The following is a 20606-nucleotide window of genomic DNA, read 5'->3' on the forward strand; positions in this document are numbered from 1 at the left end:
GTGCGCCGGCCCGCCTCGGCCCCGGACCGCGTCAGAGGACGCCGGCCCTCATCAGGAGACACCGGCCTCCCGCATGTCTCGAACCTCGCGCTTGAGCTCCTTGATCTCATCGCGGAGCCGGGCGGCGACCTCGAACTGGAGGTCGGCGGCGGCCTGGTGCATCTGGTCGGTGAGCGACTCGACCAGCGCCTCCAGCTGGGCCCGGGGCATCTCCCCCGCGATCGCCTTGGCGTGCTGACCCACCTGCCTGACCGCGAAGCCGGGGACCGGGGCCTTGCCGCGCGACTGCTGACGGCCGCCGCCACCGAGGAGCTGGGCGGTGTCGGCGTCTTCCCGGTTGAGCGAGTCGAGAATGTCGGCGATCTTCTTCCGCAGCGGCTGCGGGTCGACGCCGTTGGCCTCGTTGTAGGCGACCTGCTTCGCCCGGCGGCGGTTGGTCTCGTCGATCGCCCGCTCCATGGAGGGGGTGATCCGGTCGGCGTACATGTGCACCTGGCCGGAGACGTTCCGGGCCGCGCGGCCGATGGTCTGGATCAGCGAGGTCTCCGAGCGGAGGAAGCCCTCCTTGTCCGCGTCGAGGATGGCGACCAGCGACACCTCGGGCAGGTCCAGGCCCTCACGGAGCAGGTTGATGCCGACCAGCACGTCGAACTCACCCATCCGCAGCTCGCGGAGGAGTTCGATACGGCGCAGGGTGTCGACCTCGCTGTGCAGGTAACGGACCCGGATGCCGAGCTCCAGCAGGTAGTCGGTGAGGTCTTCGGACATCTTCTTGGTCAGCGTGGTGACCAGGACCCGCTCGTCCTTCTCCGTGCGGGTCCGGATCTCGTGGACGAGATCGTCGATCTGGGACTTCGTGGGCTTGACGATCACCTCGGGGTCGACCAGACCGGTCGGCCGGATGACCTGCTCGACCACGTCGCCGTGGGTACGGCCCAGCTCGTAGGAGCCAGGGGTGGCCGACAGGTAGACGGTCTGACCGATCCGCTCCAGGAACTCCTCCCACTTCAGCGGGCGGTTGTCCATCGCCGACGGCAGGCGGAAGCCGTGTTCCACGAGCGTGCGCTTGCGGGAGGCGTCTCCTTCGTACATCGCGCCGATCTGCGGGACGGTCTGGTGCGACTCGTCCAGAACCAGCAGGAAGTCTTCGGGGAAGTAGTCGAGCAGGGTGTTGGGCGCGCTGCCGGGCTCACGGCCGTCCATGTGACGGGAGTAGTTCTCGATGCCGGAGCAAGTGCCGATCTGGCGCATCATCTCCAGGTCGTAGGTGGTGCGCATCCGCAGCCGCTGGGCCTCCAGGAGCTTGCCCTGCCGCTCCATCGTCTCCAGGCTCTCGGCCAGCTCCGCCTCGATGCCCCGGATGGCGCTGTCCATCCGCTCGGGGCCCGCGACGTAGTGGGAGGCGGGGAAGATGTAGAGCTCCTCATCCTCCGTGATCACCTCGCCGGTCAGCGGGTGCATGGTGGAGAGCTTCTCGATCTCGTCGCCGAACATCTCGATCCGCACGGCGAGCTCTTCGTACTTGGGAATGATCTCGATGGTGTCGCCGCGCACCCGGAAGGTGCCCCGGGTGAAGGCCAGGTCGTTGCGGGTGTACTGCATGTCGACCAGGCGGCGCAGCAACCTGTCGCGCTCAAGCTCCTCGCCCACCTTGAGCCGGAGCATGCGGTCGACGTACTCCTGGGGCGTGCCCAGACCGTAGATGCACGACACGGACGCCACCACGATCGTGTCGCGGCGGGTCAGCAGCGAGTTGGTCGCCGAGTGGCGGAGCCGCTCGACCTCGTCGTTGATCGAGGAGTCCTTCTCGATGTAGGTGTCGCTCTGCGGGACGTACGCCTCGGGCTGGTAATAGTCGTAGTACGAGACGAAATACTCGACCGCGTTGTTGGGCATCATCTCGCGCAACTCGTTGGCGAACTGCGCGGCGAGCGTCTTGTTGGGCTGCATGACCAGGGTCGGCCGCTGAAGCCGCTCGATCAGCCAGGCGATCGAGGCGGTCTTGCCCGTGCCCGTGGCGCCCAGCAGGACGTTGTCCTTGTCACCCGCCTTGACGCGCCGCTCGAGCTCGGCGATCGCCGTCGGCTGATCGCCCGAGGGGGTCATGTCGGTGATGACCTCGAAGGGGGCCACCTTGCGCTGCAAATCTGTTACCGGCCTCACCTGCTCCACTGTAGGCGGAGCCACCGACAATCCTTCTCCGGTCGCCCGGCCCGCACCCGGGCGGCCACCGGTCACCCCTCCCGTCCCACGGCCCTCGGCCGTACGGCGGGCGAACCGCGCCGCCCACCGTCCCACGGCCCTCGGCCGTGCGGCGGGCGAACGCGCCGTCCTCCGGTCCGTCCGCCCTCGACGGCGCGGCCTCCGGTCGCGAACCCCCGGTCGCACGGTCGCCGGCCCTGCTGCCGGGGGGAACCGTGCGGCCTTCAATCGTGCGTCAAGCGAACCGCAAGCGTGATGTCCTTGACTGTTCCGCGCGCCAACGATCACCAAGCGTGATATATCCGCCTTTTGGCCTATGACCATCCGGAGGTTTGATGTCCCGACCGAGAGAAGCCATGCAGGCCACGCTGGCCGCTGCCCAGGCGATAGGACAGGGCGGTGACGCGCGGCAGGTCATCGGGCAGGCGGTGGGGCAGATCGCCGGCCAGGTCGCCGGCGAGAAGGGGTTCTCACTCAACACCTCGGACTTCATGGCCGCCCGCGACCAGGGCGTGTCCCTGGCCACCTCCATCGAGGCCCGCAGCGCGTCGCTGAACGAGGCCGGTGAGATCATCAACCGCAGTTTCACCGGCAAGGGCCCGAACGGCGAGCCGGTTCACGTGATCTCACCGGTGGTGATCCCCAAGGACACCACGGCCCGGATCGTCCTCCCCCTGGTCGGGCTGGCGGCGCTCGGCCTGGTCGGTCTGGTCGCCACCGGGCTGCCCGACGGCGCGCGGGTGCTGTTCGGCCCCCACTACTGGGTCGTGCTGCTGCTGGCCGCGGGTTTCCTGTGGTGGCGGCGGAGCGTGGTCATGGTGCCCGAGGGCTGCAGGGCCCTGATCACCAAGTTCGGCAAGCTCGTGCAGATCGCCGAGCCCGGCCGGGTGACGCTGTTCAACCCGTGGAAGCGGGTCAGCTACATCGTCAACACCACCCGCGAGTACCCCTTCAACGCGCCCATCCGTGAGGCCCCGACCCAGCAGGGCGTCAAGGCCAGCGTCGACCTGTTCCTGCAGTTCCGGATCGAGGACCCGGCCGAGTTCATCTTCGTGCTCGGCTCGGTCGGCGGCTTCCAGGCCAAGCTGCAGAACGCGATCAGCGAGGTCACCCGCTCCCTCATCTACGCCCAGCGCGCCGAGGAGATCTACGACCTGGTCGGCGAGAGCACCATGGGCATGCTGGACAACCTCAACCAGCAGTTCCTGCCCGCCGTACGGCTCACCGACGTGAACATCACGCATGCCGAGCCGACCAGCCAGGAGTACCGGATGGACCTGGCCGCCCCCGAGATGATCAGGGTGGCCAAGGAGGCGTACACCTACGAGTACGAACTCCAGCTGCGCAAGGAGCAGAACGAGGGCGACCTGATCAAGGAGCTCGCCGGTCTGCAGGAGCAGCTGTCGGCCATCCACGCCGAGATCGCCGGATACCAGGCCCGGATGGACACCGCGCTGGAGCGCGCGTCCCACCAGGCGAAGGCCCAGGGAGGCCAGCGGCTGGTGGAGGCCGAGTCCACCGCCAAGGCGAACGCGGCCCTCCTGGAGGCTCAGGCCCTGGACATCCGGGCTCTGAGCGCGGCCGAGGCGCCGGAGATCCTGGACTACCGCTTCGAGCAGGACCTGCTCGACAAGCTCGAATCCGTGGCCTCCCACATGCCCCGGCTGGTGCAGATCGGCGAGACCGCCGACATCGACCTGCTCGCCCTGGCCAAGCAGATGGTCGGCAGCCACGAGAAGCAGCTGTTCTCCGACACGGACATGGCCGCGATCAGGGACCGGATCACCCAGATCGGCAGGCGTGTCGCGGACCGGGAAGCGGAGATCACCGCTCTCCTGCACCCCGTCTCCGAGACCGTGGCGCCCCCCGCGGAAGCGAAGGCGTGAGATGAGCGGTCCGCGAGGAACGAACGGCCCCGTAACGAACGAGGAGCGGTGAACGCGTGAGCAACAGAGAGTTCTCCAAGATCAAGGAATCCCTGGCCTCGTGGTCGGAGATCCGCCAGTTGCTGCGCGGCGGCGAGTCCGGCCAGCTCGTCCCGGTGGTGATCCCCAAGGATCGCCGCGGCTTCGCCTGGGTGGCCCTGCTGTTCCTCTCCCTCTATCTGGTGGGCACCGCGGTGCTGGCCGACGGGATGCTCTCCGGTCTCGCCGCGATCGGCGCGGTGGTCTTCCTCGTCGCGGCGCTGGTCTGGATGTGGCGCCGGGCGATCATCGAGATCGAGGAGGGCACCACCGGCGTGCGCAGCCGGTGGGGGGCGATCGTCGGCGTCCTGCCCCCGGGACGCCACTACCTGTGGCTGCCGTGGGACCGGGTGGACGCGGTGGTGGACACCTCCACCGAGATCCCCTACTCCGCCCCGATCGTGGCCTGCCCCACCGCGGAGAACGTGCCGCTGAAGTCCATCGAGTTCTTCCTGAAGTTCCGCATCGTCGACCCGGTGGCCTTCGTCCGGACGATCGGAGCGGGCAACTTCGACCTCGTGCTCAGCAGCGCCGTACAGGACGCCATCCGCCAGCGCAGCCGCCAGGTCAACACCGAGCGGGCCTACGACCTGCGGGGGTCCGACGTGGGCGACATGCAGGAGCTCCTGACCCGCCAGCTCGGCCGGTACGGCGTGCGGATCACCGGCGCCAACATCCCCGACGTGCAGCTGCCCGACCAGTACCAGCAGCACCTGGCCACCCGTGAGAAGGTCGCCAAGGAGCTGTCGGCCTTCGAACGCGAGTGGGAGCTCACCCGCAAGCGGCGGATCGACACCCTCCTGATGGAGATAGAGCGCTCCAAGAAAACGCGTGACGCACGTATCGTCGAGGTGAGAGCGGCCGCCAACACCGCGCGTAAGGACGTCGCCCGCATGCTGGAGGAGCACGAGACCGAGGCCCAGCGAGTGCGCTGGGAGATCGAGGCCAAGGGACGGGCGGAGCTCACCTCCGCCTCGAACGAGGCGAAGGGGCTGCGCCATCTGGCCGACTCCTACCGCGACAACCGCGCCGTGCTCGAATACGAGCTGGCCCGCCGCCGGCTGGATGTGGGCGCCAAGCTCGCCGAGAGCGCCCCGCGACCCGTCGTCGTCCGCACCAGCGGCGCGTCCGGCGAGACCAGCGCGCTGTCCACCCTGCTCCTGGCCCAGATCCTGCCTCAGCTCGGCAGCGGGAACGGCCACGTCAAACCGGTCGTTGAACCCAACTGAAAACCTTCTATCCCCTGGGAGTCCCCCGATGGTGTTCCGTAAGCTGATGGCCGCGTTCGGCGCCGGCGTCGAGGTCGACACGGTGTTGCAAAACTCCAACGTCCGCCCGGGCGAGGTCCTGCGCGGGCAGGTCAACTTCCGCGGCGGCGGCTCCGACTACAAGGTCGAGGGCATCTTCATCGACTTCACCGCGGTCGTCGAGGTCGAGAGCGGCGACAACGAGTACAAGTCGACGTACAGCTTCCTGCGCCAGCAGGTCAGCGGGCCCTTCCAGCTCGCCTCGGGCGCCCCCCAGTCGACTCCCTTCGAGATCCCCGTCCCCTGGGAGACCCCGATCAGCGCCATCGGCGGCCACCCGCTGCGCGGCATGCAGCTCGGCGTCGCCACCGAGCTCGCCCTGGCCGGCGCGCTCGACAAGGGCGACCGCGATCCGCTGTTCGTCAACCCCCTGCCCGCCCAGGACCACGTGCTCGGCGCGCTGGACAACATGGGCTTCCGCTTCAAGAAGGCCGACCTGGAGCGCGGCACACTGCACGGCTCGCAGATGCCGTTCTTCCAGGAGATCGAGTACTACGCGGGCCGCGAGTACACCCGCCACTTCAACGAGCTGGAGCTGACCTTCATCGCCGGTCCGCACGCGCTGGACGTCATCCTGGAGGCCGACAAGCGCGGCGGCTTCATGAGCTCCAGCCACGACTCCTACAACCGGTTCACGGTCCGCTACAACGACCACCCGGGCCAGGTGGAGCAGTCGCTCCGCGCGGGCCTGCAGGCCATGGCCCAGAAGCGTGGCTGGTTCTGACCCTCTCCCCTTAGTACGAGCACGGCCGCGCCCCGGTCGCCGTCACGGCGGCCGGGGCGTCGCGCGTCTCCCCCCGCGACCGTGCCGCGGGCGGGGCGAGGCCGGGATCCGCACCGCCCCGGCACACCCCGCGCGTCTCGCCGGGTGGCTCCGCACCGGTTTCGGGCACGGGAAGCGCTCCCACCGGTCGACCACCCGCGTGAAAAGGTCCTTGAAAGGGTAAAACGATTCCCAAGGCGAGGCATGGAGTATGCCGGGGTCCGGATCTACGATGACGACGTGACCATGACAGCGGGGGCTGACTGTCGACTGGACGGGCGGAGCTTACGTGGGGCGGATTGCACGGTTCGGAGCATGGCTCGGTAAGAACGTCGACGGTTTCATCGCGCTGCTCCTCGCCGTGGGCGTCGGCGTGGTGGGGCTGGTGGACGACCAGATCGACGAGGCCCTCAAAAAACAGGTGATCGAGGGCGGGACCCTCCTCGTGCTGGCGTTGCTGGCCACCGCCATCCTGCGGGACCGATGGCGGCAGGAGCCGGTCGAGACGGCGATCCGGAAGAGCTTCACCAGCGCCGCCTCGATTCCCGGCCGGCTGGAGCGGCTGGAGGGCGTGGTCGGCGAGGCGGGGAAGGCGTTGCAGGACCTGTCGGTCGTGCATGTGCTCAACGGCGCCGAGGAGATCGCCAAGGCGCATTCCGAGGGCCGCAGGGAGACCGACCGCTGGATCTTCAAGGGCGGCACCGGCACCTACTTCCGAGCGGTGACGCTGCCCGAGTGCGTCGCGGCGGCCCGCAAGGAGCGGCGAGCGCTGCTGATGCGCCTGGAGATCCTCGACCCGAGCGACGAGCGGGTCTGCGAGGCCTACGCCCGCTTCCGGCGGTCGATGTCGCAGGAGCCGGACGGCACGGGAGAGATCTGGACGCCCCAGCGCACCCGCAAGGAGGCCTACAGCACCATCCTCGCCGGCTGCTGGTACCACCAGCGGTTCGGCCTGCTGGAGATCCACATCGGGCTGTCGGCCACGATGACCACGTTCCGCTGGGACCTCTCGTCGGCATCACTGATCATCACGGGGGAGGATCCCCGGCGGGCGCTTCTGGCGCGCAGGGGATCCTTCTACTACGACAGCTGCACCACCGAGCTGATGACCAGCCTGGAACAGGCCAAGCGGGTGCCGATCGAATTGGGCAGATCGGTCCCGCTCAGCGACGAGCCCACGATCGAGGAGGTGCGCAGGCTGTTCGAGACCCTCGGCCTGCCCCTCCCCCGCTCCTACACCGACAGGGACATCGGCGACCTCACACGAAAGGCGCTTCGGGCGAAGAACCCATACCTGTGATGAGATACCAAGATCTGCACAATGAGATGATCAACGGTACGGCGCGCGGCTCCCTTCCCGGATGGGCGGGACAGGTTCTCAGGGCCATCGGCTCCGGCGACTCGCCGATCACCGCCGTCCGCCATCCGCTGGGCTTCCTCTGCCTGCCGCTGGAGCGGACCGAGGAGTACGGCGTGTGCGTGCACGTCTGGTCCGGCGCGCTTCCGCACGCCTCCTCCACCACCTCGCAGATCCACTGTCACAGCTGGGACCTGCTCAGCCACGTGCTGTACGGCCGGGTGGAGAACGTCCGCACCGACGTCAGCGACAGCGACACAACCTCGGCCGCCACCCACCGGATCTTCGAGGTGGTCAGCGAGCCCGACGGCGACCACATCCGGCCGACCTCGCGCACCGTCAGGTGCGAGAGGGAGACGAGCGAGGTGTTCGGCCCCGGCGAGACCTACACGCTGCCGGCCGGGGTGTTTCACGCCAGCCTGATTCCCGGCGACGGCGAGACGGCGACGATCGCGCTCGGCCGGAGCCGGCCGGGCCACAGCGACCTGTCGCTGGGCCCGCCGGACCTGCCCGCCCACCTCATCTCCCGCTACCGTTGCGACGCGCGGGAGACCGCCCGCGTCGCGCTGCACGCCGCCCGGCACCTGGTCTAGGAGGACCGCATGGCCAGTGACACGGATCTGGAGCACGCCCGGCGGATCGCCGTCGACGCCGCGGAGGCGGCCGGGCTGCTGCTCTCCGCGGGGACCTGCGGGATCGTCGAGATCAACTCCAAGGGCGATCACGGCGACGTGGTCACCAACCTGGACCTGGCCGCGGAGAAGCTGCTGCTCGAACGGGTGCTGGCCGCCTTCCCCGATCACGCGGTGATCGCCGAGGAGTCGGGGAAGGCGGGCGAGACGGGATCCGGGTGGACCTGGGTCATCGACCCGCTCGACGGCACCAACAACGTCGCGATCGGCCTGCCGCTGTACGCCGTGGGCCTGGCCCTGTGCCGGGCCGGGCTGCCGGAGCTCGGGGTCGTGCACGAACCGGTGACCGGCAGGACCTGGTCGGCGATACGGGGACGGGGTGCCCTCGGCCCCGGGGGTCCGCTGACCGTCCCGCCCTACCGCCCCACCGCTCACGGTCCCGTGCTCGCCTGGATCCAGGGGTACGGCGTGCGGCGCGGCGACGCCGTGGCGGGGGCGCTGAAGGCGGAGCTGGACGAGCGTGCCCGCCGGGTTCTGAGACTCTGGGCTCCGCTGCTCGCCTGGGTGATGCTCGCCCGGGGGGACATCGACGGGATCATCGGCTACCGGACCGGGATCGTCGACCTGCCCGGCGGCCTGCTCATCGCGCGAGAGGCGGGAGCGCTGGTCACGGCCTACGACGGCACGCCCTTCGACGCCTCGCTGTCGGGCGACGAACACGATTTCGTCGCGAGCAGGCCCGGGCTCCTGCCCGACCTGCTGGAGCTCGTCAGGGAGGGGGTCAGGCGGTGAGCAGCAAGGCCCCCACGGTCGCGCCCACGCCGACCACGGCCAGTCCGGCCCCGGCCAGGACGAACGTCGGTATCGGCACCCGCACCCCGCTCCGGCGGCACCACTCGAACCACAGCAGGATGGCGAGCGAGGCCCACGGGGTGATCACCGATCCGACGTTGGTGCCGATGAGCAGGGCCAGCAGCTGGTCCTGGTTACCCATGGGGATGACCTTCTCCACCGCGGTGTAGGCGGGCAGGTTGTTGATCAGGTTGGCGAGTCCGGCGCCCACGGCCGACGCCCGGTAGGCCCCCTCGGCGCCGTCACCGGTCCCGGCCAGGGCGCTCGTCACCTCCGACAGGCCGTACCGGCTCAGGGTGGGGATCACCAGGAACAGGCCGGTGACGAAGACCAGCAGCTGCCACGGAAACAGCGCGACGGTGAGCTTGGAGCGGTCACGCCAGGCGAAGGCGGCGATCATCAGCATCGCGGCGGCCAGGGCGGCCACCTCGATCGGCAGCTCCAGCAGGATGGCGGCGATGAACAGCAGGCACACCACGGCCGCCGTACGGAACAGCACCGGGTCGGCGATCGGCTCGGGGACCGGCGGGTCGTAGCGGTCGGCGCCGCGCCGGCCGCGCCGCCAGAAGAACACCCACAGGAAGACCATGGTGACCGCGATGGAGACGAGCTGCGGGAACCAGAGCCGCCCGGCGAACTCCTGGACGGACATGTCCAGCCGTTCCATGGCCAGCAGGTTGGTCAGGTTCGAGATCGGCAGAAGCAGGCTGGCGGTGTTGGCCAGCCAGACGGTGGTCATGGCCAGCGGCAGCGCGGCGATCCCGGTCCTGGCCGCCAGGGCGAGCATGACGGGCGTCAGCAGCACCGCCGTCGTGTCCAGGTTCAGGAACATGGTGACCAGCGAGGCGAAGGCCGTGCACAGCAGGAAGAGCGCGACGTAGTTCCCCCGGCCCGCCGCCGCCATCCGGGTCGCGATCACGTCGAAGACCTGAGCCTCCTTGGTCAACTCCGCGAGGATGACCACGGCGCCGAGGAACAGCAGGATGGGCGCGATCCGCTCCATCTGCCCCAGGGCCTCCCCCGCCGGGAGCAGTCCGGTGGCGACGAACAGCAGCCCCAGCCCGAGCAGGCCGATCCGGATTCGGTCCAGAACACTCAATCGCCGCAACACAATCTGACATGATCCACGAGACCGGCTCGGATTGCACGCGCCCTCTTGATCGAAACACTCCAAAACCCCGCAACGGCGGGCGATACTGAACTGCGGGCGCGGTGGCGACGGATGGGGACGCGATGGCTCGGGACGACAGGCCGATCGACATCTTCGTCAGTTACTCCCCCGCCGACGAACGCTGGGCCTCCTGGATCGCGTGGGAGCTGGAGGCCGCCGGATACCGGACGATGATCCAGGCCTGGGACTTCGTCCCGGGCACGCAGTTCATCGAGTTCATGGACCGCGGCGTCAGCGAGGCCGCCCTGGTGGTGGCGGTGCTGTCGCGAAACTACCTCAGGTCGCGCTGGGGGCGGATGGAGTGGCAGGCCGCGCTCCGCGCCGACCCGGAGAACCCCTCCAACAAGCTGGTGACGATCAGGCTGGAAGACTGCCCGCTGGAAGGGCTGCTGTCCACGATCACCTGGGTGGACCTGGTCGGCGTCGCCGATCCCGGCCAGGCGCGTGCGCTGCTGCTCGACCGCATCGCCCAGGCACTGGCGGGCCGGGCCAAACCGCTGGAGCGGCCGTCGTTCCCCAACGGCCCCACGCCCATCCCCGGCCAGGTTCTCTCCGCGTCCTTCCGGCGCGAGACCTCACGGACGCGCCGTACCCCGGTGGCGCCGCCCGCCTATCCGGCCGGGCCGTCGACGCACGCCCCGCGCGAGTCGATCACGCTGCTGCACATCGCGGGTTCCCGATTCGGACGAGGGCTGGCCGAGGAGGGCGAGCCCCTGACGGCCGAGGAGCTTCAGCCGAGGATCTGGGCGGATCTGACCCGGCTGCGAGACGCCGGGCTGCCCCGTCCCGACCTGATGGTGGTGACCGGTGACCTGACCGAGTCGGGCAGCCGCAGGGAGTTCGGCGAGGCCGCGGCCTTCCTGACCGGGCTGCGGGTGCTGCTCGGCCTCGAACCGCAACGCCTGATCGTCGTTCCCGGGCCGAGAGACATCACGAAGGCGGCCAGCCGGGCCTACTTCAGCAACTGCGAAGCCGACGACATCCGCCCCCAACCTCCCTACTGGCCGAAATGGCGGCACTTCACCGGCCTGTTCGAGGAGCTCTACCTGGGACTCGACGGCCCGGAGTTCGACAGCGCCCAGCCCTGGACGCTCTTCTCCGTGCCGGAGCTCAAGGTCGTGCTCGTCGGCCTGAACTCCACCATGGCGATGAGCCATCGCGAGGAGGATCTGTACGGCTTCGTGGGCGAGGCGCAGGCCGCGTGGTTCGCCGAGCGGCTGCGGCCGTTCGAGGAGTCGGGCTGGCTGCGGATCGGCGCGATCGGCCACCCGCCGTCGCCGTCCCGCCTGCGCGACACCTCGACGCTCGAACACCTGCTGGGCGGCCGGCTCAACCTGCTGCTGCACGGGGCGGGCGAGGGGAGCCTGGAGAGCCTGCCCTGCCTGCCCGCACCCGGCCCCGGCCGCCATCAGCTCATCGAGGTGACCGCCACCGGCCTGCGCCGCTGGGACCGCGACGGGGGGGAGATCGCCCCCGCCGAGGAGATCTCGCGCCGCTGGCACGCGACAGGGCTGACCTTCTCGTCGGGAAAGATCGCGCCCGGACTGCCCCCGCAGCCCCTCCCCGCCGCCGAGCCCGAGCGGACCGCGAGCCCGGCCGCGCTGCTGCTGGAGCGGATCGCGGAGGTCTGCGAGGCCAGGCACGAACGGGTGAAGATCAGGAGAGTCGCCGACGAGGTCCCGCAACTGCTGGTCACCTACCCCGAGGACGGCTTCATCAGGCAGCTCAGGATAGGCGCGCACGTCGGCGAGATGACCTCCGGCGACGTGGAGGCGTTCGCCAGGCAGATTCACGCCTCAGGGCTGGAGCACGGCGCCGAACTGATCTACCAGGGCCCGCCGCCCGCTCAGGTGCTCCGCGAGGAGATGACCCGGCGAGGGCTGCGGCTGCGCAGCTTCACCGAGTTCCAGGGCCTGCTCGACCTGACGGGATACGTGGCCGACCAGACGGCGCGGCTGCTCGCGGACCGGCGCTACCCGCACGAGCTGTACGTCGCGCAGCGCTTCAGGGAGCTGGACCGGCCCGGCCAGCTGGTCAAGGACGGGCTCACCGACGAGCTGATGCGGCTGCTGGCCACCGACCACGGCCGGTTCCTGCTGGTGCTGGGCGACTTCGGGCACGGCAAGACCTTCGCCCTGCGCGAGCTGGCCAGGCGGATCCCGATGGAGCTGCCCCACCTGGCGCCCATCCTGATCGAGCTGCGCGCGCTGGACAAGGCGCACTCGGTGGACGGCCTGGTCGCCGCGCACCTGGCCAACCACGGCGAGGACGTCATCGATCTGAAGGCCTTCCACTACATGCTCCGCCAGGGGCGCATCGTGCTGCTGTTCGACGGATTCGACGAGCTGGTGACCCGGATGACCTACGAGCGGGCCGCCGATCACCTGGACACGCTGCTGCAGGCCGCCGAGGACAAAGCGAAGATCATCGTGGCCAGCCGCACCCAGCACTTCAAGTCCAGCGCCCAGGTGCTCACCAAGCTCGGCGAGAAGGTGGGGCTCCTGCCGCAGCGGCGCGTCCTCAGCGTCGAGAACTTCACCCGCCTGCAGATCCACTCCTACCTCGTCAACCGCTACGACGGCGACAAGAGCGCGGCACAGGACCGCTTCTCGCTGATGAGCGACATCGAGGACCTGCTCGGGCTGGCCAGGAACCCGCGCATGCTCAGCTTCATCGCCGAACTCGACGACCAGCGGCTCGCCACCGTGGCCCAGGCCAAGCACACCATCAGCGCGGCGATGCTGTACCAGGAGATCCTGGGCTCCTGGCTCGCCTTCGAGGAGCACCGGGTGAGCGGGGTGCGCGGCACGCCCACCGGGCTGCGCCGCGAGGAGCTGTGGCAGGCGGTGAGCACGCTGGCGCTGCGGCTGTGGGAGAGCGGCGAGGCCTACCTGCGGCCCGCGGAGCTGGCGGAGGTCGCCGAGACGCTGACCGGGCTGGCCGACGGGCAGCTTTCCGGCCAGCAGACCGCGCACGCGGTGGGAACCGGCAGCCTCATGGTCCGCACCGAGGAGGGTCTGTTCGGGTTCATCCACTCCTCGGTCATGGAATGGCTGGTCGCCCGGCACATCGCCGCGACCCTCGCCGACCCGGTGACCCTGGCGCTCAGGCCGCTGTCACAGCTCACGGTCGAGTTCCTGTGCGACCTGGCCGACGTGCGCGCCTGCCAGGCGTGGGCCACCGAGGTGCTCGCCACCCCCGGCGCGGACGACGTCTCCCGGGCCAACGCCATCAAGATCACGACCAGGCTGCGTACCCCGGCGATGTCCGACCTGCGCGGGGCCAACCTGCGGGGCGAGGACCTGTCCTCGCGTGACCTTCGGGAGGTGGACCTCACCGGCGCCGACCTGACCGACGCCACCCTGGTCGGCACCGACCTGTCCCGCGCCGTGCTCCGCGGCGCCCGGCTGAACGGGGCCCGGCTGGACGAGGCGAAGCTCACCGGCGCCGACCTGCGCGGCGCCGACCTGACCCGGGCCAGGCTCGCCAGGGCGGACCTGCGGGACGTGTCCCTGGCCGGAAGCCGCTGGCAGCGGGCGGCGCTGATCGACGTCACCGGTACGGTGCCCGGCATCCCCGAGCTGCGCGGGGCGGCGATCGCACCGGGCCAGCCGGTCGAGACCCAGCTGGCCCCGGCCGCGATCGGCGTGCCGTACGGCTATCACTTCCAGTTCAGCAGGCTGCCCGATCCCGTCGCCTACAGCCCCGACGGCGAGACCGTGGTGATCGGCAGCGACGACGGCGGGGTGCTGCTCTGCGACAGCGGCACGGGCCTGCCGATCAAAAATCTGCAGGGCCACCGGGGACGGGTCTACGCCGTCACCTTCAGCGGCGCGGGAGACCTCCTCGCCACCGGGGCGAGCGAGGGAACGGTCCGGCTCTGGGATCCGGTCACCGCGACCCCCTCCCACGTGCTCACCGGCCATCCCGACGGGGTGTGGCCGGTGCTGTTCAGTCCCTCGGGGCGGCTGATCGCCGCGGGCGGCGCGGACGGCGTCGTGCGGGTCTGGGACACCGCCACCGGGCTGCCGCACCGGGAACTGTCAGGCCACGACGCGCCGATCTACACCGCGACCTTCGACGCGGGCGGCGAAACGCTCGTCACCGGCGACGCGAACGGGACCATCCGGATGTGGAACGTACGGACCGGCGAGATCCGCCGGACCCTGATCGGGCACCGCGGCGCCGTCTACCGCATCGCCTACGACCCCGCCGGCACCGTCCTGGCCGCGGGCGACCGGGAGGGCGTGGTCCGGATCTGGGATCCCGAGAACGGGCGGATCCTGCACGAGCTGATCGGGCACACGAACAGCGTCTACACGCTGGCCTTCGCCCCCTCCGGGCAGTTGATGGCGACCGGCGACACCGAGGGCACGATCCTGCTGTGGGACCCGGTCACGGGCGCCTCACGCGGCGCCCGCACCGGCCACAGGACGGCCGTCTACCAGGTCGGGTTCAGCCCGGACGGCTCGCTGCTGGCCAGCGCCGACTCCGACGGGACGGTCCACCTGCAGGACGTCACCGGCCGCCACGAGCGGCTGGAGCTGGCCGGGCACCGAGGTTCCGTCTGGCCGTTCGCGTTCCGGCCCGACGGCGAGCAGCTCGTCACCAGCAGCAACGACGGCACCATCCGGCTCTGGGATCCGTCTACCGGGCAGTGCCAGCGCGTCCTCCGCGGTCACGGCCGCAAGATCACCTCAGTCCGGTTCAGCTCCGACGGCAGCATGCTGGCCACCAGCGGCAACGACGGGGTCGTCCGGGTCTGGGAGCCGCGCACGGGCCGCCGCCTGCGGGAGTTCACCGGGCAGTCCGACCGGCTCATCTCCGCCGTCTTCAGCCCGACCGACCCCACGCTCGCCACCGCGAGCAACGACGGCGGGGTGCATTTCTGGAACGCCGCCACCGGCGACTACGAGCGCGAACTGCACGTCGAAACCGACCACGTCTGGGCGGAGGCGTTCAGCCCCGACGGAGACCACATCGCCACCGCCAACGACGACGACAGCGTCTGCGTCTGGTACCGGGCGACGGGCCGCCGGGCCGTCAAGCTCGCCGACCACCGCGGGCGGGTCCGCTCCATAGCGTTCAGCCCCGACGGCCGCTCCGTGGCCACCGGCTGCGACGACCGGCTGGTGCGGATCTGGGACGTCGAGACCGGCGAGTGCGTCGCGACCCTGGAGGGCCACACCGGCCGGATCTACTCGGTGGCCTTCGGACCCGACGGCACCAGGCTGGTCAGCGCGAGCAACGACGGCGACGCCCGCGTGTGGGAGCTGCGGCCCGGCAGTCCCGGTCAGGTCAGGCTCCTGCACACGCTCACCCGCCATTCGGGAGGGCTGTGGTCCGCCGCCTTCAGCCCGGACGGCTCGCTGCTGGCCACCGCGGGCGACGACCTGACCGTGCGGCTCTGGGACACCGCCACCGGCCGGCACCTGCACGCGCTGACCGGACACACCCACCGCATCTGGTCACTGGCCTTCTCCCCGGCCGGAGACCTGCTGGCCAGCGCGGGCGATGACGGCGCGGTGATCCTGTGGAACCTTCCCCTTGGCACCGCTCCCACCCAGCGGGTGGTCCTCCTCGGCCTGCCCGAGGGGTGGGCGGCGATCGCTCCGGACGGCCGCTACAAACTCGTGGGCGAGGTGACCGGCCAGTTCTGGTACGTCGTCGGCACGCGGAGGTTCGAGCCCGGAGAGCTGGACGACTACCTGCCGGCGATCGGGAAGATCCCCCTGGACGCGGAGTTCTGACCCCCGCCGGGGAACCCGCCGTCGCCCGGTGATCCGGCAGCCCGCCGAGGCTCCGGTCGCCGTTCGGAGATCGACGACCGCCCGGAGTCGTGATCGCCGTCCACCCGGGGGCCCGGCAGCCCGCCGAGGCTCCGGTCGCCGTTCGGAGATCGACGACCGTCCGAGGGCCCGGGGAGCGGCCGGAGTCGTGATCGCCGTCCGGCTCAGGACGCGGCGCGGGCGATCAGCTCGGACCAGACCTCGTCCACCCGGGCCTGGAGCTCCTCCAGCGAGCCCTCGTTCGACACTACGATGTCCGCGAGCTTCAGGCGGTTCTCCCTGGTCGCCTGGGCGGCGAACCGGGCCCTGACGTCCTGCTCGTTCATGCCGCGCAGCTCGACCAGCCGGGCGAGGCGAACCTCGTCGGAGGCGTCCACGACGACCACCACGTCGTACATCGGGGCCAGGTTGTTCTCCGCCAGCAACGGCACGTCATAAACCATGATCGCGTCGTCGTCCGTCTGCTCCTGCAGCTCGGCGACCCGCGCCCCGACCAGCGGGTGCACGATGGCGTTGAGGGAGGCCAGCTTCTCCGAGTCGGCGAAGACGATCGAACCCAGCCTCTCCCGGTTGAGCGACCCGTCCTCGTGCAGCACTTCGGTGCCGAAGACCCCGGCCACGTGCGCCAGCCCGGCCGTGCCCGGCTCGACCACCTCGCGGGCGATCTTGTCGGCGTCGATCAGCACGGCGCCGCAGGCGGCCAGCCGCCGGGAGACCTCGCTCTTGCCCGACCCGATACCGCCGGTAAGTCCCACCTTCAACATGATCCGCAGCATACGCCGTACGGCCCGCGGCACGGAGCCGTGAAGACGGGTCTCCCCTCCGGTGGTCCACGGTACGGAGCCGTGAAGACGGGTCTCCCCTCCGGTGGTCCACGGTACGGAGCCGCGGAGACGGGTTTCCCCTCTGACGGCTCGCGACACGGAGCCGCGGAAGCGGGTTCTCCCTCCGACGTCCGGGCCGCCCGCCGACCCCGGCGCCCTACAACTGCCGGCGCATGTGGACCAGGGTCAGGTGGTCGCTCATCCGCTCCCTGCGGGTCTCACGGTAGCCGTGACGGCGGTAGAGCCGCAGATTGCCCTCCGACAGGTGCCCGGTGAACAGGTCGAACGCCAGGGCCGAGACGACCTCGTCGTGAAGGGCCGTCAGCAGCGTGCCGCCGAGACCCCGCCCCTGAACGTCCGGCGCGACCACCAGGCGGCCGACCATGCAGGTCGTGCCGGACAGCCGCCCCCGGATCGCGCCCACGATCCGCCCGGTGTCGCGGGCGACGAGCACCGTCGCCGTCTCGACGGCCTTGCGGATCTGCGCGGCCGACTCCACCAGCGGGGGGATGAACGGATCCCCGTAGAGCTGAGCCTCGCCCACGTAGGCGGCACGCTGCACGGTCAGGATCTCGCCCGCGTCCCCGGGCTCCGCCCGCTCGATCACGATCACGGCGCCACCCTAACGGGAACGCGCACGGCGCCGATCAGCGGGTGCGGACCCGCCCCCGGGGCGCCGCTCCGAGCGGGAGCGTCCGGGCCATCCGATCGGCACCCGCACGGTGCCCCCTAGGACGCGCACGGTACTCCCCCGGGACGCGTGCGGCGCGGCCTCGAACCGCCCCGGTGGGCACGCACGGAAAAGGGCCCCGCCGGAGCGGGGCCCTTCCTTGAACCGTTATCGCTTCACAACGTCAGCTCTGGCCGCCCGCGAGCTTCTCGCGCAGAGCGGCGAGAGCCTCGTCGGAGGCGAGAGCGCCCGCCGCCGGAGCGGAGGAGCTGCTGGAGCTGGTCGTGGAACCCGAACCGGAGCTCGCGCCGGGGGCCGGGGTCTCACCGGAGTAGGACGTGGGCGCGGCTTCGCCGGCCTCGGCCTCGGCCTTGCGGGCCTCCTCGACCTGCTTCTTGTGAGCCTCGAAGCGGGTCTGAGCCTCGGCGTACTGCCGCTCCCACTCCTCACGCTGCTTGTCGAAGCCGTCGAGCCACTCACCGGTCTCCGAGTCGAAGCCCTCGGGGTAGATGTAGTTGCCCGAGTCGTCGTAGGTCGCCGCCATGCCGTACAGCGTGGGGTCGAACTCGACGTCGGTTCCGATGGCACCCTCGTTCGCCTGCTTGAGCGACAGCGAGATCCGGCGACGCTCGAGGTCGATGTCGATGATCTTCACGAAGATCTCGTCACCGACCTGGACGACCTGCTCGGGGATCTCGACGTGGCGCTCGGCCAGCTCGGAGATGTGAACCAGGCCCTCGATGCCCTCCTCGACGCGGACGAACGCACCGAACGGCACCAGCTTGGTGACGCGACCGGGCACGACCTGACCGATCTGGTGGGTGCGAGCGAACTGCTGCCAGGGGTCTTCCTGCGTCGCCTTGAGCGACAGGGAGACGCGCTCGCGCTCCATGTCGACGTCGAGAACCTCGACGGTGACCTCCTGGCCGACCTCGACAACCTCGGAGGGGTGGTCGATGTGCTTCCAGGAGAGCTCGGAGACGTGAACCAGACCGTCGACGCCGCCCAGGTCCACGAAGGCACCGAAGTTGACGATCGAGGAGACGACGCCCTTGCGGACCTGACCCTTCTGCAGGGTGTTGAGGAACGTCTGGCGCACCTCGGACTGGGTCTGCTCAAGCCAGGCGCGGCGGGAGAGAACCACGTTGTTGCGGTTCTTGTCCAGCTCTATGATCTTCGCCTCGAGCTCACGGCCCACGTACGGCTGAAGGTCACGGACGCGACGCATCTCGACCAGGGAGGCCGGGAGGAAGCCACGGAGGCCGATGTCGAGGATGAGACCACCCTTGACCACCTCGATGACGGTGCCGGTGACGATACCGTCCTCGTCCTTGATCTTCTCGATCGTGCCCCAGGCCCGCTCGTACTGAGCGCGCTTCTTGGACAGGATCAGGCGGCCTTCCTTGTCCTCCTTCTGGAGAACCAGGGCCTCGACGTGCTCGCCAACCTCGACGACGTCCGCCGGGTCGACATCGTGCTTGATCGAGAGCTCGCGCGAGGGGATGACACCCTCGGTCTTGTAGCCGATGTCGAGCAAAACTTCGTCTCGATCGACCTTGACGACGGTGCCCTCGACGATGTCGCCGTCGTTGAAGTACTTGATGGTCAGGTCGATCGCTGCGAGGAAGTCTTCCTCGGAGCCGATGTCGTTGACCGCTACCTGCGGGGTGCTCGAGGTGGCCTCAGTGCTGCTCGTCATGTGTGGAGTTGCTCCGAACGCGGACAGATGTCGATGTGGCGAACGCGCGGCGGGCTTCTTATCGTTCAGCCGAATGAATTGGCATCGGCGTGATCGAGCGCGAGCCCACTCCGTCCGAGACACGCGCGAGCCCACAGCGCAGCGATCAGCATATGAGACCAGACGAGTATGGTCAATCCAGAGGCACGACACGCGGGCAGATCAGACCGGTTACGGACACGCTCAATAGGCGTTGATCTGCTGCCTCCGCTGAGACCTGATATTACCCCGAAGCCCCTGTGGGATGGAGATGCGTTCGGGATCGCCGTCCGCCGTGTAGCGCTCTCCGGGGTGCCTGTGCAGCCACTCCAGCCAGTATTGCGAGCACCACTTGCGGCACTCGCCCTTTTTACCGTTGCTCTGGATCCGCTGGATGGCCCGCCAGTCGAACTTGGTGACGAAAGGCGAGGCCGACGGCTCGGCGCCGGCCAGGAAGACGCCCTTGAACGCGAACCGGCCCCCGTCCCACGTGCCGGACTGCACGATGGACTTCTTGCCCGGCATCGCCCCGAAGGGCAGCGCCAGCGTCTCGGAGGGGCCGAGACCGAGTTTCTTCAGCAGCAGTTCCATCCTGACGATCTGCTCGGCGACCTTCTTCTTCGGCAGGACGGCCAGGGAGGGGTGCGTCCAGGTGTGGTTGGCCACCTCGAAGCCGTGCGCGGTCAGCCACCGCACGGCGTGCCTCTGGTCGTCCAGGTTCCGCAGGCCGAACGGCCGGCTGTTCACCCAGAAGGTGGCCACGGGCCGGAAGCCCGGATACTTCCTGGCGACCTGGTAGATGATCCCGACCGCGGTGTCCTTCGCTGGCATGTCGTGCGCGTCGAACGCGAAATGGCCGCTGTGCCCGTCGTCGAAGGTCAGCACGACGGGGTGCTTGCCCGCCGGAACGTTGATCTCCCCCGTGACGAACTCCCGCGCGGTGATCGGCACGTAGTCGTCCTTGGCCAGCTTCTCCATCTCCTGACGCACCTGGGAAGGCGTGCGGTCGATGGAGGCCCGCCGCTTCTTCACGATCCGGTGGTACATCAGCACGGGGATCATCCCCGCCTCGTTGGCCTTCACCTGCCGCGCGAACTCCACGGTGGCGGGAACGGGCGGCGGCAGCTCGGCCGAGGGCAGGTCGGGCTTCGGCGAGGGAGCCGCGGGCGCGGGCGGGGCGCTCGTCGCCCTGCCGGCCATCGGGGTCGGCGCCGGAGCCTCCGCCCGGGGGAGCACGAGGAGCCCCACCACCGCCACGGTCACGACCACGACATTGGCGAGCACGACGATCCGCGTGAGGTGGGGTGAACTCCGCACAAAACTCCCGTGCCCGTCGAGGTATCCGGCTGAATCGACAG

13 protein-coding genes are annotated in these 20606 nt (G+C 69.8%); 7 read left to right on the plus strand and 6 right to left on the minus strand.

The window, feature by feature from the left end; translation table 11 throughout:
* Positions 1-51: 51 nt before the first annotated feature.
* On the minus strand, positions 52-2163 hold the full coding sequence (gene uvrB / locus J2853_RS20540) for an excinuclease ABC subunit UvrB (protein ID WP_307560298.1): 2112 nt from the start codon (positions 2161-2163) through the stop codon (positions 52-54).
* Positions 2164-2537: 374 nt separating this feature from the next.
* Here uvrB and J2853_RS20545 point away from each other — a divergent pair, with 374 nt between their 5' ends.
* The 6 genes from J2853_RS20545 (at position 2538) to J2853_RS20570 (ending at position 9017) form a co-directional block, all read left to right on the plus strand.
* Complete coding sequence (locus J2853_RS20545; protein ID WP_307560300.1) at positions 2538-4088, plus strand: SPFH domain-containing protein; 1551 nt, start codon at positions 2538-2540, stop codon at positions 4086-4088.
* 56 nt (positions 4089-4144) lie between these two features.
* Complete coding sequence (locus J2853_RS20550; protein ID WP_307560302.1) at positions 4145-5395, plus strand: SPFH domain-containing protein; 1251 nt, start codon at positions 4145-4147, stop codon at positions 5393-5395.
* Between the two features lie 28 nt (positions 5396-5423).
* The gene (locus tag J2853_RS20555) at positions 5424-6197 is read left to right on the plus strand and encodes a sporulation protein (protein WP_307560304.1); all 774 of its coding nucleotides are present in this window, start codon (positions 5424-5426) and stop codon (positions 6195-6197) included.
* 328 nt (positions 6198-6525) lie between these two features.
* Entirely contained in the window at positions 6526-7536 is a 1011-nt protein-coding gene (locus J2853_RS20560; protein WP_307560306.1) for a hypothetical protein, read from the plus strand.
* Positions 7536-8186 carry a hypothetical protein gene (locus J2853_RS20565; RefSeq protein ID WP_307560308.1) on the plus strand — a complete coding sequence of 217 codons (651 nt, stop codon included), beginning with the start codon at positions 7536-7538 and terminating at the stop codon, positions 8184-8186. The genes J2853_RS20560 and J2853_RS20565 overlap by 1 nt, the downstream gene beginning before the upstream one ends.
* A gap of 9 nt (positions 8187-8195) precedes the next feature.
* Positions 8196-9017, plus strand: coding sequence for an inositol monophosphatase family protein (locus J2853_RS20570; RefSeq protein ID WP_307560310.1), 822 nt, complete (start codon positions 8196-8198; stop codon positions 9015-9017).
* On the opposite strand, the gene J2853_RS20575 is transcribed toward J2853_RS20570, so the two are convergent.
* The gene (locus tag J2853_RS20575) at positions 9007-10176 is read right to left on the minus strand and encodes an ArsB/NhaD family transporter (protein WP_307560312.1); all 1170 of its coding nucleotides are present in this window, start codon (positions 10174-10176) and stop codon (positions 9007-9009) included. The genes J2853_RS20570 and J2853_RS20575 overlap by 11 nt on opposite strands.
* A gap of 134 nt (positions 10177-10310) precedes the next feature.
* Here J2853_RS20575 and J2853_RS20580 point away from each other — a divergent pair, with 134 nt between their 5' ends.
* Positions 10311-15998: a WD40 domain-containing protein gene (locus J2853_RS20580; RefSeq protein WP_307560315.1), complete on the plus strand. Its 5688-nt coding sequence runs from the start codon at positions 10311-10313 to the stop codon at positions 15996-15998.
* A gap of 203 nt (positions 15999-16201) precedes the next feature.
* On the opposite strand, the gene coaE is transcribed toward J2853_RS20580, so the two are convergent.
* The 4 genes from coaE to J2853_RS20600 form a co-directional block, all read right to left on the minus strand.
* Positions 16202-16801 carry a dephospho-CoA kinase gene (gene coaE, locus J2853_RS20585; protein WP_307560317.1) on the minus strand — a complete coding sequence of 200 codons (600 nt, stop codon included), beginning with the start codon at positions 16799-16801 and terminating at the stop codon, positions 16202-16204.
* A 217-nt stretch (positions 16802-17018) separates the two neighbouring features.
* Positions 17019-17474 (minus strand): GNAT family N-acetyltransferase, encoded by a 456-nt coding sequence (locus J2853_RS20590; RefSeq protein WP_307560319.1) that lies wholly within the window; start codon positions 17472-17474, stop codon positions 17019-17021.
* A gap of 241 nt (positions 17475-17715) precedes the next feature.
* Entirely contained in the window at positions 17716-19230 is a 1515-nt protein-coding gene (gene rpsA, locus J2853_RS20595; RefSeq protein WP_307560321.1) for a 30S ribosomal protein S1, read from the minus strand.
* Between the two features lie 222 nt (positions 19231-19452).
* The gene (locus J2853_RS20600) at positions 19453-20565 is read right to left on the minus strand and encodes a polysaccharide deacetylase family protein (protein WP_307560323.1); all 1113 of its coding nucleotides are present in this window, start codon (positions 20563-20565) and stop codon (positions 19453-19455) included.
* Positions 20566-20606 lie beyond the last annotated feature (41 nt).

This window comes from Streptosporangium lutulentum, assembly GCF_030811455.1.
In the GTDB taxonomy this organism is placed as follows: domain Bacteria; phylum Actinomycetota; class Actinomycetes; order Streptosporangiales; family Streptosporangiaceae; genus Streptosporangium; species Streptosporangium lutulentum.

What these genes read in the sequence shown, in the direction of transcription:
- J2853_RS20545 (WP_307560300.1), top strand. Translation starts at nt 2,538, where the DNA reads ATGTCCCGACCGAGAGAAGCCATGCAGGCCACGCTGGCCGCTGCCCAG.
- J2853_RS20565 (WP_307560308.1), top strand. Translation starts at nt 7,536, where the DNA reads ATGAGATACCAAGATCTGCACAATGAGATGATCAACGGTACGGCGCGC.
- rpsA (WP_307560321.1), bottom strand. Translation starts at nt 19,230, where the DNA reads ATGACGAGCAGCACTGAGGCCACCTCGAGCACCCCGCAGGTAGCGGTC.
- coaE (WP_307560317.1), bottom strand. Translation starts at nt 16,801, where the DNA reads ATGTTGAAGGTGGGACTTACCGGCGGTATCGGGTCGGGCAAGAGCGAG.
- J2853_RS20570 (WP_307560310.1), top strand. Translation starts at nt 8,196, where the DNA reads ATGGCCAGTGACACGGATCTGGAGCACGCCCGGCGGATCGCCGTCGAC.
- J2853_RS20555 (WP_307560304.1), top strand. Translation starts at nt 5,424, where the DNA reads ATGGTGTTCCGTAAGCTGATGGCCGCGTTCGGCGCCGGCGTCGAGGTC.
- J2853_RS20580 (WP_307560315.1), top strand. Translation starts at nt 10,311, where the DNA reads ATGGCTCGGGACGACAGGCCGATCGACATCTTCGTCAGTTACTCCCCC.